Annotated in this window: 16 protein-coding genes; all 16 read right to left on the minus strand. The window is 42.0% G+C overall.

All coding sequences use genetic code 11. The features are described 5' to 3' along the window. Nucleotides 1–19: 19 nt before the first annotated feature. The 16 genes from V3595_RS06760 to V3595_RS06835 all read right to left on the minus strand — a co-directional run bounded on the left by V3595_RS06760 (nt 20) and on the right by V3595_RS06835 (nt 17,906). The gene (locus tag V3595_RS06760; protein ID WP_485906138.1) at nt 20–1,258 is read right to left on the minus strand and encodes an exo-beta-N-acetylmuramidase NamZ family protein; all 1,239 of its coding nucleotides are present in this window, start codon (nt 1,256–1,258) and stop codon (nt 20–22) included. 13 nt (nt 1,259–1,271) lie between these two features. Beyond that, entirely contained in the window at nt 1,272–3,212 is a 1,941-nt protein-coding gene (locus tag V3595_RS06765; protein ID WP_485906140.1) for a glycoside hydrolase family 3 protein, read from the minus strand. Nucleotides 3,213–3,422: 210 nt separating this feature from the next. Continuing rightward, on the minus strand, nt 3,423–4,433 hold the full coding sequence (locus tag V3595_RS06770) for a MupG family TIM beta-alpha barrel fold protein (protein WP_485906141.1): 1,011 nt from the start codon (nt 4,431–4,433) through the stop codon (nt 3,423–3,425). Then, nucleotides 4,430–5,800, minus strand: a complete 1,371-nt coding sequence (locus V3595_RS06775) for a PTS transporter subunit EIIC (RefSeq protein ID WP_485906143.1) — start codon at nt 5,798–5,800, stop codon at nt 4,430–4,432. The genes V3595_RS06770 and V3595_RS06775 overlap by 4 nt, the downstream gene beginning before the upstream one ends. Nucleotides 5,801–5,832: 32 nt before the next feature. Further along, the gene (locus tag V3595_RS06780) at nt 5,833–6,690 is read right to left on the minus strand and encodes a MurR/RpiR family transcriptional regulator (protein ID WP_485906145.1); all 858 of its coding nucleotides are present in this window, start codon (nt 6,688–6,690) and stop codon (nt 5,833–5,835) included. Nucleotides 6,691–6,701: 11 nt separating this feature from the next. Next, on the minus strand, nt 6,702–7,610 hold the full coding sequence (gene murQ / locus V3595_RS06785; RefSeq protein ID WP_485906772.1) for an N-acetylmuramic acid 6-phosphate etherase: 909 nt from the start codon (nt 7,608–7,610) through the stop codon (nt 6,702–6,704). 260 nt (nt 7,611–7,870) lie between these two features. Next, nucleotides 7,871–9,052: an ABC transporter substrate-binding protein gene (locus V3595_RS06790; RefSeq protein WP_485906147.1), complete on the minus strand. Its 1,182-nt coding sequence runs from the start codon at nt 9,050–9,052 to the stop codon at nt 7,871–7,873. A gap of 22 nt (nt 9,053–9,074) precedes the next feature. Beyond that, nucleotides 9,075–9,782 (minus strand): ABC transporter ATP-binding protein, encoded by a 708-nt coding sequence (locus V3595_RS06795; RefSeq protein ID WP_485906149.1) that lies wholly within the window; start codon nt 9,780–9,782, stop codon nt 9,075–9,077. Continuing rightward, complete coding sequence (locus tag V3595_RS06800; RefSeq protein ID WP_425589421.1) at nt 9,775–10,545, minus strand: ABC transporter ATP-binding protein; 771 nt, start codon at nt 10,543–10,545, stop codon at nt 9,775–9,777. The genes V3595_RS06795 and V3595_RS06800 overlap by 8 nt, the downstream gene beginning before the upstream one ends. Continuing rightward, a complete protein-coding gene (locus tag V3595_RS06805; protein ID WP_402902681.1) occupies nt 10,542–11,537 on the minus strand; it encodes a branched-chain amino acid ABC transporter permease in 996 nt (331 codons plus the stop codon). The genes V3595_RS06800 and V3595_RS06805 overlap by 4 nt, the downstream gene beginning before the upstream one ends. A 1-nt stretch (nt 11,538) precedes the next feature. Then, nucleotides 11,539–12,402 (minus strand): branched-chain amino acid ABC transporter permease, encoded by an 864-nt coding sequence (locus V3595_RS06810; protein WP_230176387.1) that lies wholly within the window; start codon nt 12,400–12,402, stop codon nt 11,539–11,541. 849 nt (nt 12,403–13,251) lie between these two features. After that, nucleotides 13,252–14,949, minus strand: coding sequence for a sigma-54 interaction domain-containing protein (locus V3595_RS06815; RefSeq protein WP_485906152.1), 1,698 nt, complete (start codon nt 14,947–14,949; stop codon nt 13,252–13,254). Nucleotides 14,950–15,077: 128 nt separating this feature from the next. After that, nucleotides 15,078–15,479, minus strand: a complete 402-nt coding sequence (locus V3595_RS06820) for a MaoC/PaaZ C-terminal domain-containing protein (RefSeq protein WP_402902692.1) — start codon at nt 15,477–15,479, stop codon at nt 15,078–15,080. Further along, a complete protein-coding gene (locus V3595_RS06825; protein WP_485906153.1) occupies nt 15,476–15,928 on the minus strand; it encodes a MaoC family dehydratase N-terminal domain-containing protein in 453 nt (150 codons plus the stop codon). The genes V3595_RS06820 and V3595_RS06825 overlap by 4 nt, the downstream gene beginning before the upstream one ends. Before the next feature lie 17 nt (nt 15,929–15,945). Further along, nucleotides 15,946–16,710, minus strand: coding sequence for an SDR family oxidoreductase (locus tag V3595_RS06830; protein ID WP_063233562.1), 765 nt, complete (start codon nt 16,708–16,710; stop codon nt 15,946–15,948). A gap of 20 nt (nt 16,711–16,730) precedes the next feature. Further along, on the minus strand, nt 16,731–17,906 hold the full coding sequence (locus tag V3595_RS06835; RefSeq protein WP_053534833.1) for an acyl-CoA dehydrogenase family protein: 1,176 nt from the start codon (nt 17,904–17,906) through the stop codon (nt 16,731–16,733). Nucleotides 17,907–17,919 lie beyond the last annotated feature (13 nt).

Below are 17,919 nucleotides of genomic sequence, written 5' to 3' on the forward strand. Positions count from 1 at the left end.
CGGACTTTTCTTTTTTAACTTATTTATAGAGCAAGTAGTTTTTACGAACCTTTTTAAAAGCATCCTGCTTTACTTGATATTCTTTCATGATTTCATTTACTGATGAACCTTCTTCAATTCTTGACATTACCCAGCCATTGCCAATCAATAAATTGAAATTTTTGGCTGCAAGGAATTCGAAATCACCAGGATATAGATCCTGAATGGTCTTGATGATGTGAAGTCCAGTAGGGACAGCCTTGAATTCCTCTCTATCCGTTATATAAATTTCCACTCCGTGGCTGAGTTTACCTGCATGTTTTGAAAATGTAGGTGTAAAGGAGGCTGCCCTGAATTTTACGCCAGGTAACCTTAATTCATTTAATTTCCCAGCAAGCTCATCACTGTTTATATAAGGAGCACCAATCAACTCGAATGGTTTAGTCGTTCCTCTGCCTTCCGAGACATTCGTTCCCTCGATCAAGCCTGTAGCCGGATATACGAAAGTAGTGGAAACTGCCGGCATATTCGGTGACGGCAAGACAAAAGGGAGACCAGTATCATCATAGTCCATATCTCGCTTCCAGCCTTGCATCTTGATGACCTTTAGATCTGCACCAATTTTAAATTCCTTATTGAACAAAGTCGCGAGTTCCCCAACTGTCATCCCATGCTTTAGCGGTATTGGGTACAAACCGACAAACGATGAGAATTCAGGTTCAAGTACCGGCCCATCTACCGACTCCCCGCCCTGTGGGTTCGGCCGGTCCAGCACGATAAAGGGGATATCATTTTCTTTGGCTGCTTCCATTGCATATGCCATCGTGTAGATATAAGTGTAATAGCGTGTTCCGACATCCTGGATATCAAAAACAAGGACCTCAACATCCTTTAACATTTCAGGCGTCGGTTTTTTCGTTTTGCCATATAAGCTATAAACGGGCAACCCTGTTTTTTCATCAATATAATATTCAACGCTTGCACCAGCTTGCGCATCTCCACGCACTCCATGTTCAGGACCAAATAACGCTGTCAAATTAATGTCTGGATCATCATGAAGTAGATCGACGATGCTGGTTAATTTTGAATCGATGCCAGTTGGGTTCGTAATCAAGCCGACTTTCTTTCCGCTTAACAAGTTCTTTTCTTCTTTTAAAAGGACTTCAATACCGGGACTGACCTTTTGTTTTTTCTTCTCTTTAACAGCGGTTACACTTTTTGAGGAAACGATGCCGAAAGTCAACAGACAAATGGTAAATAGGATTATCATTCTTTTCAAAATGCTTCCCTCCCTATTTTTTAATGGGTCTTCCAGATTTAATATCTAATCCATATCCAAATTTATAAAGACTTTCAGAGGGCTTAGTTACTGATGGTATATCGACCGGCAACGTGCCTTTAGGTTTTGATTCTCCAAAAATGGTCGAGATGCCTGCCGGGATATTTGGCTGTCTATAACGCCCATTCGAATACCCTTTGAACCCGTAAACAGCAAGAACCGCTTTCGCTTCTTCAAAGTTTGCAACATCATAAGGGTTTCTTAAACTCATTAAAACAAATTCTTTATCTTTCTTATTAGCATGATTCATGACCGCTCTAGGGAAGGCTGTTGCCCACTTCGAAGAATCTTGAATGCTATCATCGATCACTCCATCATTGACAGCCGGATCGTTTTTGACAACATAGGAACCAGTTATGACAAAGTCCGATTCATCAATGAGTCTGGCCACTTGATTTGTAAATGACTTTCCTGAAAAACTCATACCCGTTATTTGGACTTTCTTTATTTTCTTTATAACAGCTAATTCGCTGATGCTCCTGGACATGGACTCAACTTGGTCATCAAAAGGAGCAAGAATTAAAACTTTATCATTTTTCTTAGGTTTGAAAGGCAATGTTTTGTCTTCATTTTTCAATAAGGTGATGGCATCTTCCGCGATTTTCCTTTCTTTTTTCAAATGATCTTCATTCCCTACCACTTGAAGCGCGGTTTCGATTTTTTTATCGATCGGAGTTTCATCAGGGTTTAATATCCCTCTTTTCACTTTCAGTTCAAGTATCCTCGTTACAGATTGATTGACTTGATTTAGAGGAATTTCCCCGCTTGCCACTGCTGCCTTCACTGCATTGAATACAGAGGTTAAATTCTTTTCCATTTGAAGCGAATTAACCTGTGCAGGCATCAATGCAATATCAACTCCAGACTTCAATGCAAGGACAACAGCTTCTTCCTGTCCGAAGTTGTCCGCGATGGCTTTCATATTCAATGCATCTGTAATCACAACACCGTCAAAACCCATTTCTTCACGTAATAGACCCGTGATGACCTTATGTGACAACGTTGCAGGAACCATAATCTCTTGACCGTCTTTTTTACTGATATACGTAGTGTCATCGAATGCAGGAAATTGAACATGTGCAGTCATCATCATATCAACTCCAGCATCGATGGCCCTTTGGAATGGCATCAACTCGATGGAACGCAAACGTTCTTTATCATGAGAAACAAGGGGGAGACCATAATGACTATCGACTGCTGTATCTCCGTGGCCGGGGAAATGCTTGGTCGTTGCTATCGTGTTCTGATTTTGCAATCCTTTTATCGTCTGAATGCCCATCTTTGCTACAAGTTCCGGATCAGAACTGAAGGAACGAACGCCAATAACGGGATTTCCAGGATTATTATTGACATCGACAGACGGCCCGAAATTGACATTTATGCCAAGTGACGACAGTTCCTTGCCAACGATTTCTCCAGATTGATAAGCATAACTCTCTTTTCTGGCTGCACCAACTGCCATATTACCAGGAAGGTTCGTTCCAGTTTGAAGGCGAGTTACGATTCCCCCTTCCTGATCAATCGTTATGAACAGCGGAAGGTCCGGGCTTGCTATCTGCAAACCATCAGTGAGCCGTAACGTTTGTTCGGTATCGACTACATTCTCAGCAAACAGAATAACACCGCCCAGATGATATTTTTTGATGATGCTTGCAACCTCTGAGTTCATTTCAATAAACCCCGTCGCCTTCGCTTCTCCCTGTTTTTGCCAATTGCGAAAATCCGGCATGAGCATTTGTCCGACTTTTTCATCGACTGTCATGTTTGCTACGATTTCCTGAATATCCGATACCGTTTTTTCAGTCTCTGATCCTTTTGCTGTCGCATTCCCTCCCAGAATGGATAAAACCAAGAATAATGCGATTCCAGCAGGGGCACATATCCTTTTTATCATTTAGGCTTCCTCCCTTGTATACTTTTTAGTTCTTTTAGCAGCAATTCCATAACACTTCCATGAAGGGGTATAAATGAATGGAAAAGAACTATATAGATCCTATAAAGAAATCAAGGCAGCATTGGGAATCCCGTCAGCCGCCTCTTTTAACAAGCCATTATGAAATATATCCATTTATTCCTGTATAATTGATTCATAGAGCCCAATTGGTCACTCAATTATAAGTTTTATCGTTTGACCAGGCTTTAGAAGGGACAGCAAGGGAATATCTTCTTCTATAATTCGCCCAATCACATTAACTCGGTGATTTGCCCCTAGGTCTCTCTTGCAAATTTGGACCTCTCCCTGATATCTTCCGTAACCATCATTGTCCATCGTTATGGATCCAAGGCTGCGTGCAACTGTGTTACTCCGCTCAACATTTGCTGTGACCCGGGTATTCTGCAGCCGGAAAACATCTTGAGAAACATCTGGCCTCAATTCGTACTGACCGCTTTGTAAGAGTCGGGATTCCGCTCTAACAGTTAGAATATTTTGATTTTTATAGGCGGTCAGATTCTCAAGCAGATTATTCTCCGTTCCTTGATCTCCAACGTAAACTCCTTCCACATGCTGAAACAGCTCGATACCGGCAGCATAAGGATTCATCAACCTGTGTTTTTCAAGCGTTGGAAGACCTTCATGAATTGGACCGCGTTTACTTCCTGCACCCGGGATGAAAGCAAAGATCGGTATGCCGTATTTCTTGAGCATTCGATTTTGTTCATGAAAGAATTCTTCCTCAAGGCCCGTTTCAGGCCTTGGATAAAAGTTGTGCCAAGCTATCAGATTTTCCGGTTCCACACCGCCTCCAAGCACGGCTAAAAGTTCATCTTCATTCAACGTACTTGCATTCAGTGAAAGTGAAAACACCTTGGATAATGATATGACCGTTTCTTTATCAAATTTATCATCAAGGCGAATACCTTTAATACCTAATGGCCATAAATCCGTAAATTTGCTAATCCCCAAATGATCAAGCGTTTTTATTGAGACATCTGCATGGATTTCCATTCCGTATGACTCTGAAAGCTTTAAAAGCCTGATCATTCTCTTCACGAGGTCGCCCTTTTCTTCAGGAATATGAAGCGAGGTAAATGCCCTCTTCACTCCCAGGTTAGCAGCATGTATGATTTGTGTTTCTGCATGCGGGTCTTGTAGATAAAAAGAGATTCCGATCACTTGAATTCAACCGCCATTTCATCTTTAAATCCAAACAGATACGTAAAAATAAATCCTGCTATATAGGAAATGAACAATCCAGCGAGGAACAGAGCGATTTGATTTGGATGAACTAAAAAGGTAAGCGGCAGTCCGGAAACACCGATGGACGACGTTGCGATTCCGAATTGAGCCTGGAATGCTCCGCCTACTCCTGCACCTAAACATGCCGTTAAGAAAGGCCGGCCCAATGGCAGGGTCACCCCAAATATAAGAGGTTCGCCGATACCAAGCATCCCGGAAGGAAGGCCTCCTCCGATTGCCCTCTTCAAACTTGCTTTCTTCGTTTTCATATAGATGGCAAATGCCGCTCCCACTTGGCCCGCGCCACCCATCGCCAAAATGGGAAGCAGTGGATCATCTCCAATCGAATTTATCAATTCTAGATGGACAGGCGTTAAACCTTGATGTAAACCAGTAATGACGAGAGGGAGGAAGGCCGCACCAAGGACGAATCCAGCTACAACACCGCCGAAATCCAATACATTCAATAACCCAGTCGTAATGGCATCAGATAAAAACCCACCTACCGGCATAAATACAATGTAAGTGACAATCCCGGTAATGAGTAAAGCGATGGTTGGCGTCAAAATGATATCCAGTGATTGAGGAATGAATTTCCTGACCTGTTTTTCCACCAAGGCTATGAAAATAGCTGCAAAGAGGACTCCTATCAATCCACCGCGGCCAGGGAGCAAATTTTCACCGAACAATGAAATGTCGCCGACGGCGGGGTTGATGACCAAAATACCTGCAAGTGCACCAAGTGCAGGTGATCCACCGTATTCTTTTGCTGCATTGGTCCCAACCAAAATCCCCAAGTAGGCAAACAGCCCCGATCCAATAACGGTTAAAATGATGGCTAATTGTGATTCTGCTGCTAGCCAGCCTGCTTGAACGATTGCTTTTGTAATACCGGTAATCAAACCTGATGCCACTAAGGCGGGAATTAATGGGATGAAAATACTTGCAATCCTGCGTAAAAAAAGTTTAAAAGGTTTTGCATTTTTCCTATCAATCTCTGATTTATTCTTCGAGGCTACTTCCTTTAAGTTCAAATTGCCTGAAGAATCTTCCAAAAGCTTTTCAAATTCTGTATGAACCTTGTTCACCACGCCTGGCCCGAGGACAATTTGTATCGTTTCCTCTTCAATGACGCCAAAAACGCCTTCAGTATTTTTTATATCTTCCATTTTTACTTTCGAACGATCGATTGGCAGTACCCTTAGTCTGGTCATACAATGTGCAGCATCGGCAACATTTGATGCCCCGCCTAATTTCCCCAATAATTCTTCGGCTAAACTGGCGTACTTATCCCCCTTACCCATTCAAAAGCCCCCTTTGTCAAATCTCGTATCAATCATTTATATCGATCTGTCATCGATTTAATGGCAGACCTAGTGTTATCAATATATTGGACAGTCTCTTCATATTGCTCTGAAGCCATCCCCAAAAACAAAATGTCAATCATATATAATTGTGCCAATCGTGAGGATGTGGCTGCACTTCGAAACGGTGCTTCATTCGAAAAGGATGTATACAGCGTGGCGTCACACAAAGAAGATACCGTTGTTTGGCCATAATGAGTCAGCCCGATCGTCTTGACCCCACGTTCTTTTGCCAGCTTCAATATATTGACAACTTCTGGTGTTTCCCCTGAGAATGAAATGGCAAAAACGATATCATTTTCATCAGCATTTGCAATCAAGGTTGCAACTAAATGCATATCTGTAAAAGCCGTTGCCCCTTTATTTATGCGAAGTAATTTTTGCTGAGCGTCAGCCGCAACTATATTCGAAGCACCGACACCGCAAAAGTGGACGGTTTTAGCATTCAGCATCAGCGTTATAGCATGTTTGAGATTAACGTGATCGATTATTTCAGATGTGTCCCGGATGGTCTGAATCGAATTACTCGTTGTTTTCTCCACAATCCGATACAGTGATTCGGAAGGCTCGATATCCCGGTAGCCCTGTTCAACGGTCTTCATCAAATCTCCAGCAATCCTTATTTTCAGATCTTGAAATCCTTTTATGCCAAGCGACTTACACAACCTAATAACAGCAGCCCCGCTTGTTTGGGCAGACGTACTTAATTCCTGTACAGTGCTGTTCACAACTTCATGAGGATTTTTGAGAATATATTCTGCTAGTTTTTGTTCAGATTGCGGCAGCTTGCTCAACATCGTCTGTATGATTGATAATCCTCCTGTAGCCATTTCTTCCCTCCTTAATCTTCATAGATGGAGATGGCTTTTCTGACATCTCCATCCGCATTTTCCAGTAACTCCATTGCTTTTTCATAATCTGTTTCCGTTTTTATCATGACAATTGCTGGCTTAACTTGATTATTTGCCTTTTCAAGCGTATTCAATGCTTGATCATAGTCAGCATTCGTTACAGTTTCTATGATGCTTATTGCACGGTCCTTCAGTTTTTGATTACTGACATTTACATCAACCATCAGATTTTCATAGACTTTTCCCAGCCGGATCATGGTTGCCGTTGAAATCATATTGAGTACCATTTTATGTGCGGTTGCCGCTTTCATTCTCGTGGATCCTGTTAACACTTCCGGTCCGACAACCACTTCAATCCCTATATCAGCTGCTTCTGTGATGCTCGCGTTTTTATTGCATGATAAAGCGACCGCTTTAGCCCCGACTTTTCTTGCATAACGTAAAGCCCCCTTCACATAAGGGGTACGGCCGCTTGCCGCAATGCCAATAACCGTATCATTAGCTGTAAGGCCTACATCAATCAGATCACATTCCCCAAACTCTTCTTTATCCTCTGCTCCTTCAACAGCCCGAACAAACGCCTTTTCCCCTCCTGCGATTATTCCCAGTACCCTATCAGGCGGTGTGCTGAAAGTCGGAGGACATTCCACCGCATCCAGCACACCGAGTCTTCCGCTCGTTCCTGCTCCGATGTATATGAGTCTCCCTCCTTTTTTTAACGATTCGCAAGCCCATTCAACCACCGTTTCAATTTCTGGCAATACCTCCTCAACCGCTGCTGCCACTTTAAAATCTTCTTTATTGATTGCAGAAATGATTTCCATCGTATTTACACTGTCGATATTCATTGTCTTTCCGTTCCGTAATTCAGTCGTTAATGAACGCAAGTGTTCTTCCATAGACAATTAAATCCTCCCATAAACAATTACTTAAATATAATTTCATTTTTTAATAGAAAATAATGAAATTATATTTCATATTATATTCAATGATAGCGTTTTCATTACTCGGATACAAGATATTTTTGGTGATTTTGCACACAAGATTTTTTTCAACAATAAAAAAACGTGTACCGCCCCCAATTTGGGAACGATACACGCACAAGTAATATAACAAAATGCCAAACTAGTATACTACGCCGGCCCCTGGATTTATCCAGTTAACGGATAGGGACTACTTTCCCGTTTTCTACTGCACCTACGACAATAGTTGATGCAAATCCTCCATTTTCATCAATCGAGGGAATATCGTATATTTTTTGATCTGGCCCTATATTTGAAAGTCCATCTTGCATATGCTTACGGATGGCCTTGGCATCATCAACGCTGCCTGCAGATTTCATCGCTTCCACAAACGCATACATGGCGATATAATTCAAGCCTACTTCTGAGCTTGGATCTTCCTTATAATTCTTTTGATATTTCTCAACGAAAGCAGGTACTGCTTCTTCATCTGAGTCCATCAGTGGCAGAACGCCAATCGAGCCTTCCAATGTTTCATATGACCCAGCAATCGGCTTCATTTGATCCAGCTTTGCTTGATCCATGATGATGAAACCACCCTTAAATCCTAGCTCCCGAGCTTGCTTCGCTACTTTTGCCGTAGGTTCCGAAGCACCACCGATAAATAGCACATCAGGATCTTTTTTCAAGGCATTGGTGACAATCGTAAAGAAATCGGTTTCTTTGGCGAAATCAATCGATGAATTATAAACGACTTTTCCGCCTTGCTTTTCCCAATGTGGGAGCACGGCTTCCGTCCAGTCTTTACCGTATTGCGAAGATGTTGGCAAAGCGGCAATCTTCTTGCCGAAATGTTCCATTGCATATGTTGTAAAAGGTTCAATATATCCCTCGTAATTAGGTGGAATTCGAACGGTTAATGAATTTCCGCTCTCGGTCACTGCCGGTTCACTTGTATATGCCCCAATGATGAATTCCTCTTGTTCATTAAAAACCTGAAGTGCCAGCACGCCTCCGCTATGAGGCGTGAAAATGATCGGCGTATCATATTCCTGAATTAACCGTTTAGCATTCGACCCTGTTTCATTGGGTAGGTATTTATCATCCAACGAAACTAAATTCAATGTGTATTTCTTACCATCAACTTCAAACCCACCAGCATCGTTAATTTCATTGACAGCCATTTCCACACCATTCAATGTCCGTTTCCCATATAACGCTGCTGCCCCGCTTAAAGGACCGCTAAAACCGATGTTAACGACATTTTCACTTTTGCCTTTACTGCCACTGCTTGACACAGGGCTATCCCCTTTATTGCACCCAGTCAACATAGTGAGCATTAGCAGGAGAAAAATAAATAATATTTTCAGTTTTTTCATAAGAATCCCCCATTCAATTTTTTCAGGCCCCAATATACGCTTTCCTTACTTCATCATTGGCTAATAACTCACTTGCTGTCCCTTGAACGACAATTTCCCCATTTTCAAAAACATATCCTTTATCTGCAATGCCGAGAGCAGCATTCGCGTTTTGTTCAGCAAGCAGGACCGTAATTCCTTCGCGGTTTATTTCTTCAATGACCCGAAACATTTGTTCGACAATAAGTGGAGCGAGTCCCACCGAAGGCTCATCAAGCATCAACAATTTCGGTTTCGACATCAAGGCTCTTCCAATTGCGAGCATTTGCTGTTGGCCGCCGCTCAGGCTTCCCGCTTCATCATGATGCTTTTCTTTTAAAATCGGGAATAAGTGATAGACGTATTCCAAGGAATTCTTGATCTCCGCTTTCTTCTTTCGATGCACATAAGCACCCATCCTCAGATTTTCCTGGACGGTCATCTGTGGAAACAGTTTACGTCCTTCGGCACACTGGACGATTCCCTCCCGAACATTCTTATCCGGGGCACGGCCCCCTATCGGCATGCCCAGAAAATGAATTTCCCCCTTGGACAGCTTACTGATTCCGCTTATGGAACGAAAAGTCGTGCTTTTTCCTGCCCCATTAGCTCCCAACAAAACAACAATCTCTCCCTTGGCAACTTCGATATTCACATGTTTTATCGCAGTGAAACTTCCATAATTTACGGTGACATCGGTTAACTTAAGCACTGGCACTCCCTCCCAAATAGGCTTTAATCACCGCTTCATTTCCGCGGATTTCCTTAGGTGTGCCCTCGGCAATTTTTTCCCCGTAATTAAGGACCATGATGTGGTCTGCCAAGTTCATGATCATATGCATTTTGTGCTCGATTAAACAAACGGTCAGTCCCGATCGATTCAATTTTTTAATCAGTTCTGTCAAGCCTTCCGTTTCATCCGGATTGATTCCTGCAGCAGGTTCATCAAGGAAGATAATCTCCGGTTCAGTCGCAAGGGCAAGGGCAATGGCTGTCCGTTTCTTTTCCTCCTGCGAGATGCTGGAGACCATTCTGTCAGCCGATTCCGTTAATCCGACAATATCAAGAACCTCCATTGCCTTATCCCTGCAAGCCGCTTCCTCCCGTTTTAAACGTTTTGTTCTTAGAATGGCATCCACCAGATTGGATTTGGTTCGCAGCCTATGACCGACAATGACATTATCCAACACGGTCGTTTGATCAAAAAGGCTTGTCGTTTGAAAGGTTCTTGAAATTCCGAGCCCCGCTATTTCATTGGCAGGAAGTTTGGTGATATCAATCCCCTTAAAAAGGACCGTCCCGGAAGTTGGTCGATGAAAGCCACTGATCAAGTTGAAAAAAGTTGATTTTCCTGCACCATTTGGTCCGATTATTGCATTGATTCTACCTTTTTCAATCGTAAAATCCACATTATTGACGGCCGCCAATCCTCCAAACCGTTTTGTCAAATTCTTCGTTTCGATTAGCAAATTCATCCCTCCTCAACTTTTATGTGCATTTCGCTTCTCACCCTGGACAATTCATTATCTTTTCGCTTTCTTTGCCAATCAAAGAAGGCCCCTGCGATTCCGCGCGGATAAAAGATAATGATCACCGTAAGCAATGGCCCGAATATCAACATTCGATATTCTTGAAGGAATTGCAGATTCTGCGAAAGGATTACTAACAATAATGTTCCTACCAACGGACCTGAAAGTGTCCCTATTCCACCAACCAATAAATACATCAATAGATCGAACATTATGGCAGTTGATCCGATATCAGGCCCAATGAAACGAATGAATGAAGCATACAAAGCACCTGCCAAACCTGCAAAGAATGTGGATAGGACAAATGCGGTTAACTTATTCTTCATTGTGGATATACCAATGGTTTGTGCAAGGTCCTCGCTGTTCCTGATGGCCATATACGTCCTGCCGGTCAACGAGCGTATAATTCGATACACGATTAAAATCACTGCAAGCAGGAAAATGAGGACTAGATAATATTGGGATGCTGCAGAATCGAATGTGATCGGCCCTATATTCCCAGGAGCAGGGATACCGATCAATCCCCTAACCCCCTCTGTAAGTCCCTCCCATTTATCGATGACCAGATATATGATGTAACCCACACATAGGGTATAAATCGCGAAAAAGTGTTCCTTTGTCCTCAGCGCGATCAAACCGATTAAAAACCCAATTGCACATGTGATTAAACATGCACATACAAGTGCCAGCCAAAAGTTCATTTCCGCTTTTACCGTCAGGAGGCCAAGTGAATATGCTCCAATCGCAAAAAATCCAGCATGTGCAAGCGAGAGATATCCAGTATATCCTGATAATAAATTGATTCCATACACAGCTATCGCCCAGATGAACGAGAGTGTCAGCATATGGAGATAATAATCGTTTTGAGCGATAAAGGGGAATGAAAAAGCAAAGATGATAAGAGCGATAATCCCATTTCTTTTCGTTAATATCTTCACGCTACCTCTCCCCCTTGGCAAAAAGACCTGTTGGTTTCACGGTTAATATTACGACTAAAAGAATGAATGCAATGATATCTTTATAATCATTTGAAATATAAGTTGCGCCCAGGCTCTCACTGAAACCTAGGATATATCCGCCTACGATCGCCCCCGGTATGCTCCCCATCCCGCCCAATATGATAATGACGAATGCTTTTAGGATGACTAAATGCCCCATGCCGGGAAAAACAAGGTTAATCGGTGATGCAAGGGATGAAGCGATGGCTGCTAATCCACCCGATATCATGAAGGTAAGCATTGCGACTTTATTAATGTTGATTCCCACTAATGAAGCACCTTCACGGCTTTGGGACATCGCTATTATCGTCGAGCCTGCATAAGTTTTCTTTAGGAAAAGGTAAAGTAAAACCATCACTGCGATAGCTGATATGATGATCAATAATCGCTGAAGTGTGAACGTCAGGCCCATGATATTGACCACTTGGCCGTATGGAGAAGTCATTGTATGGAAGTCGGCACCCCAGACAAATTGGGCAAAGGCTTCAAGAAAAAGGAGAATTCCGATTGCCGCTATCTTATCGTGCAATGGAGGTGCCTCCCTTAACAAGCGAAACACGAAACGTTCCAAAAGGACTCCCAACAAACCAACAACGATAATGGATACGAACATGGCAATCCAGTAATTGACCCCATATAAGGTCATCATTGATAACGTGATATATCCACCCAACATATATAGGGCACCGTGGGCAAAGTTCGGGATATGCAATATTCCATATACTAGCGTCAATCCCAGGGCAACAAGACTATATACGCTGCCAATCGTCAAACCATTAAAAAGCTGCTGGATCAAAATTTCCATTTACTTCCTCCTTGAAAATTATTGAATTTCACTTTGCTGTTCATTCCCTGGCCCACCATCCTGTCCATATTTTGAAAGCACACCTCTGCGATGAAAAACACATCCAATTTTTTCCTCGCAAGCTTAACCTCCCGGGGGGAACAGTAAGTATTATTTCCCTATATTCTCCACCTACAGATATAGCTTAGGTGTAGCGAAAAAAACACTCAATTGGTTGTTAGCGCTTTCATTTATAATAACCACTTATTACAGTACATGCACCTCACGTGCTAATGAATCTAGGCAGTACGATTGTGCATACAAGCATATGCTGTTTTTAGGGATAGCCAATGATTCCATCTTCTCTTTAATAACGGTTTACCCATGGTAATCGTCTGGTTCGTTCACCCCTTCCACACCTCTAAAGAACCATTACGTAGATTAATTTCCTGTATAAGATTATTTCCTGTATATAAATGCAAGTGCCGTGCCAACATTAAATCACCGACAATAAGGCTATTCACCAGTCAGTGAATTCATTAATGAATTATAAAAATCAAAAGTAACGATTCCATACGGGATGTCCGTCATTCACTATTGACTGAAAAAATCATTTCTGAATCAATAAAAAAATTAAAAATGTAGACATAACATGAAAAGGATTCAAAAAATACCTTCACAACAACAATCATTTCATGCAATAGCAGGTAATAATGCACAAAAATGCAACCTTAAAACCAATAATGAATTTATGATTTTCCCCCTTCAAGTACTTAAACCCATGAAATTTTTCGCCTATCGAAAAGTCAAAAAAAAAGCACCATCCATTGTTGGATGGTGTCCAACAATGGAGGTGCTGTTCATACTTATCTATTCTTTTCCGCTGACCTTTAATCGATATTTTTTAAGTTTCCTCACAATTGTTGCCTGACTGGAATCAAGGGCCTCTGCGATTTCATATGTAGTTTGGTAGGTTTGAGCAGCTTTCGTCAAGATTTCCTTTTCGGCTCTTTCCACCGCTTCTTTTAAAGTTAGGGTAGCATTGAGGTTCGGCTGATTCCGATTTTCCGGCTGATATTCTTCCGGAAGGTCGTTAATCGATAATATTTGATTATCCGTCAGCACGACGAGCCTTTCCACTATATTAATCAGTTCACGGACATTTCCTGGCCAATCATGTTGATAAAAATATTCCTTCAACTGCGAATCTATTTCTTTTGAGAATTTATATTGTTCGTTTGCTTTTGTTAAAAATAAGTCAGTCAATGCCAAGATATCCTCTCTTCTTTCCCGTAGAGGAGGAATCGTAATCGGAATGACATTCAGCCTATAAAAGAGGTCTTCACGAAACTCACCAGATTTGACCATTTCCGATAGATTTCGGTTCGTGGCTGCTATTATGCGAACATCGATCTTCTTTGCCTTTGTACCACCGATTCTTTGAATCTCCCTTTCCTGAAGGGCCCGAAGCAGCTTCACTTGAAGTTGCAGGGGAAGCTCACCGACTTCATCCAGGAATAAGATCCCACTCTCTGCAAGCTCAAACATCCCTGGTTTGCCTTTTTGATTGGCTCCGGTAAATGCCCCTCCTTCATATCCAAAGAGCTCGGATTCCAATAAATCAGCGGGAATTGCCCCACAATTTATTTTGATGAAATCTCCTTTTTTAGATCGGATGCTCCGATTATAAATATTGCGGGCAAGGACATCCTTTCCAACACCCGTTTCTCCCAGAATGAGTACTGTCGCATCAATATCCGATATTCTTTCAGCAATTTCATAAATCATTTTCATTTTATCACTGACAAATACGACTCCATCCTTGCTTGTTATCTTCCGCAGTTTTTCAATTTCCTGCTTATATTGATTATTCAGTTCATTAACTTTCGTCAACTCGTGCATCAGTTCATTTAAATCGGATAAATCCCTTATATTCGTAACGACTTGCTCTATTTCCCCTTCTGCATTAAAAACGGGACTTCCTGTAATCAATGTTTCCTTTCCAGCAAAATTATCCTGTACGACTGATACCGTTCGTCTCAGCTTCACTACCTTATGCGTCACCGAAGCATTCAGTATGCCGCGTTTAATCAATTGGTCCACCGATTTGCCGATATAATACTCTTTTGGTATGCCAGTGATCCGTTCAATTGCCGAATTGGTATAAAGCGTGATTCCATCTTGATCGGTGATGTATATTCCATCATAGGAATTTTCGATAATGGCATCCAGTGCGCGATTCAATTTATCCGTTTCATGCGCATCATTCAATAAATCGTCCAAAAATTCTGTTTCACTGCCTATATATAGAATATTGTCAGCATCCATTTGTTTCATTAATAAAAATAAATACCGCTTATCATGCAGCCTTGCAGCTGCAAGCCTTTTATTATCGAGAAATTGCCACTCATCGAATTGTTCGGTTAGTGTATTATTACCATCTTGACTTAACGATTGATTAAAATAGTTGCCCCATTCCCTTATCCGATTTGCAGAATCCACGACTAGTGCAGGAAAGGTCGACTCTTTAAGCAAATTAATCCGAGAATCCTGTTTCACTTGATTCATTACTATTCACCGCCGCAAAAAGAATTCTTTTTAAGTACAATTCTGGATAATTTTCGAAACTCCTTTAAAATTGTCGAATTTCGCTCCAAAAAAAGTAGTGATGAAATAATTTTCATCACTACTTTCCCTCAGTAAGTCTTAAAAATAACCTCTCCACTGATCGCTTCCTTACCTGACTGGTTAGTGGCAGCAACGTTGAAAAAATATCTATCCCCATTTTTTTCTTTTAGATCCGCTTGAAGAGTTATGACATCATTCAAGAAAACCATACCTTTGAAACGAATCTTGTATTCTTCGATAAAACCAATTTCATAAAGATTACTGAAAAGCTTTGCGAGGTTTCCCATCGTCCACATTCCATGCGCGATGATACCGGGAAGACCAGCATTTTTTGCTTCCTCATCAATCGTATGAATGGGATTGTAATCACCAGATGCACCGGCATATTTAATGAGGTCCAATCGCGTTACAGGTGCAAGCTCGATTGAATGTAACGAGTCACCAATATGAAGTTCGGTTAATGTCGTCACTTACTCATCACCATCCTTCTGATCGTTTCATTTATAATGACAAGCTGTTCAGCAGTGAAGACAATTTCCCCATTTGCATCCGTCCCATAATTTTTAAAGGCTAGAAATCCCATTTCCCCTTGTTTTCCTTTTTTCTCGTAATAGTCTTTCACTTCCGTATAACAGGTGATTTCTTCCCCTACTTTCAGCGGCCTGTTATAGCGATATATCTGCTCACCGTGAATCAACCCTTTATTTGGGAGATTTAAGCTTTCAATTATCCCAAAATCAAAGACCCTTGGGAAAGTTGGTGGAGCGATATTCGTTCCGTACCTTGATTGCCTGCCTATTTCTTCATCAATGAAAATCGAGTGGGGATCACCAATCGATAATGCGAATTTTTTAACGGCTCCCCTTTCAACTATATTTTTAACGGGGTTGGATCGTTTTCCAATACTTTCGTTGAACATAACATCCCGCCTTTTCCTTAATTTTTTGGACCGCCCGCAACATATAAAACCTGCCCGCTAATGAATGAGGATGCTTCGTCGGCAAAGAATGCAACAGCATGAGCAATATCACTTGGCAAACCGCTTCTTGCAACCGGAATACTATTTGCCCTATCCTGGATGAATTGCTCAAAACTCACTCCCACCCGCCTAGCTGTTTCTTTCGTCATTTCGGTTTCGATAAAACCAGGTGCGACCGAATTAGCCGTTATCCCATATTTGCCAAGTTCGATCGCCAGTGTTTTTGTTAACCCCTGAAGCCCGGCTTTAGCGGCTGAATAATTAGCCTGCCCGCGGTTCCCGAGGGCCGAGGTGGAAGATATATTGATGATCCTTCCGTATTTATTTGCAACCATATGCTTCTGGGCGGCACGTACTGCATTGAAAGTACCTTTTAAATGCACATCCATTACCGTCTGCCAATCTGAATCGGTCATTTTGAAAAGTAGATTATCCCGGATGACCCCGGCATTATTCACGAGAATATCAAGCGATCCGAATGTATCGGCTATTTCTTTTATGGATGCTTCCACCTCTTCGGAATTGACCACATTGGCCACTTTGGTAAAAATGGTATAACCCTTATCCCTTAATTCATTTCCTGTTGATGTCAACACCTCTTCGTTGATATCGATAATCGCCACGTTTGCACCTTCACTTGCAAATAGTTCGACGATCGCCCGTCCAATCCCCCTGCTTCCACCTGTAACTAAAGCCGTTTTCCCTGAAAATCTCCCTGTCATAATCGTTTCCTCCTAATCTATTATAAAAATTGTCCTAATTTAACATGCCCCTTAATCAAATTTCGGGAAATGATCATACGCTGTATTTCATCTGTACCATCATAAATCCTCCAAAGCCTGGCCTCGCGGTACCAACGCTCGATGGGAAGCTCCTTCGTATAGCCCATGCCTCCGTGTATCTGCAATACGCGATCAACGACCCGATTCCCCATATTGGCTCCATAAAGTTTAGCCATTGAAGCTAAATGGCGATTGTCTTCTCCATTATCAAGTGTAAAAGCCGCATTCAATACAAGCCATCTTGCAGCTTCGATCTCTACGGCCGAATCAGCTATCTGCCATTGGATGGCCTGGCGCTCCGCGATCGGTTTACCGAATGTGACTCGTTCTTTAGCGTATTCTATAGCCATTTGCAACAATCTTTCTGCAGAACCGACAGCGCGTGCGCCCACGATCCATCTTGCAAACCCAATCCATTCCAAGCCTAGTTTATAACCGCCATGAACTTCCCCTAAAATGTTTTCTTCGGGTACCCTGACATTATCAAAAACTAAACCGGCCGGTCCCCATTCTCCCATCGTATTGATATACTCTGATCTCCAGCCCATATCACGGTCAACAATGAAACAGGTTACCCCTTCCGTTCCGGTTGCTTGATGACGTTCTTTGTCAGTTACAGCAATGACCATGACGAAATCGGCATCATTTCCTCCAGTAATGAAAGTTTTTTCACCGTTAAGCACCCATTCGTTCCCTTCTTTTACTGCCGTCATTTTAATATTTCGCGTATCGGACCCAGCTCCCGGCTCCGTCATGGCAAAACAGGACTTTTTCTCACCGTTAATCGTAGGGATCAGATATTTCTGCTTCTGTTCTTCATTTGCATAATAAAGTATGTTATCAGCCGAACCTCCAAAGCTGAATGGTACAAACGTTTTTGATACTTCCATCAAGACAATTGCCATCATAAGCTGCCCTAGGTCAGCCCCGCCAAATTCCTCTGGGGTATTGATCCCCCAAAACCCAGCTTTTTTTGCTTTTTCCTGTAAATCTTTCAATGTCCCCTCTGGTAAACTAGGTTTCCCTGCCATTTCATTGCGAAGCACTTCATTTTCCAAGGGAATCAATTCATTTTCCACAAACTTGCGTATTGTTTTTTGTACCATTTTTTGTTCATCTGATAGTCGTAAATCCATTTTAACCCCTCCG

It is taken from the genome of Bacillus sp. CFBP9009, assembly GCF_036541465.1.
Classification (GTDB): domain Bacteria; phylum Bacillota; class Bacilli; order Bacillales; family DSM-1321; genus Peribacillus.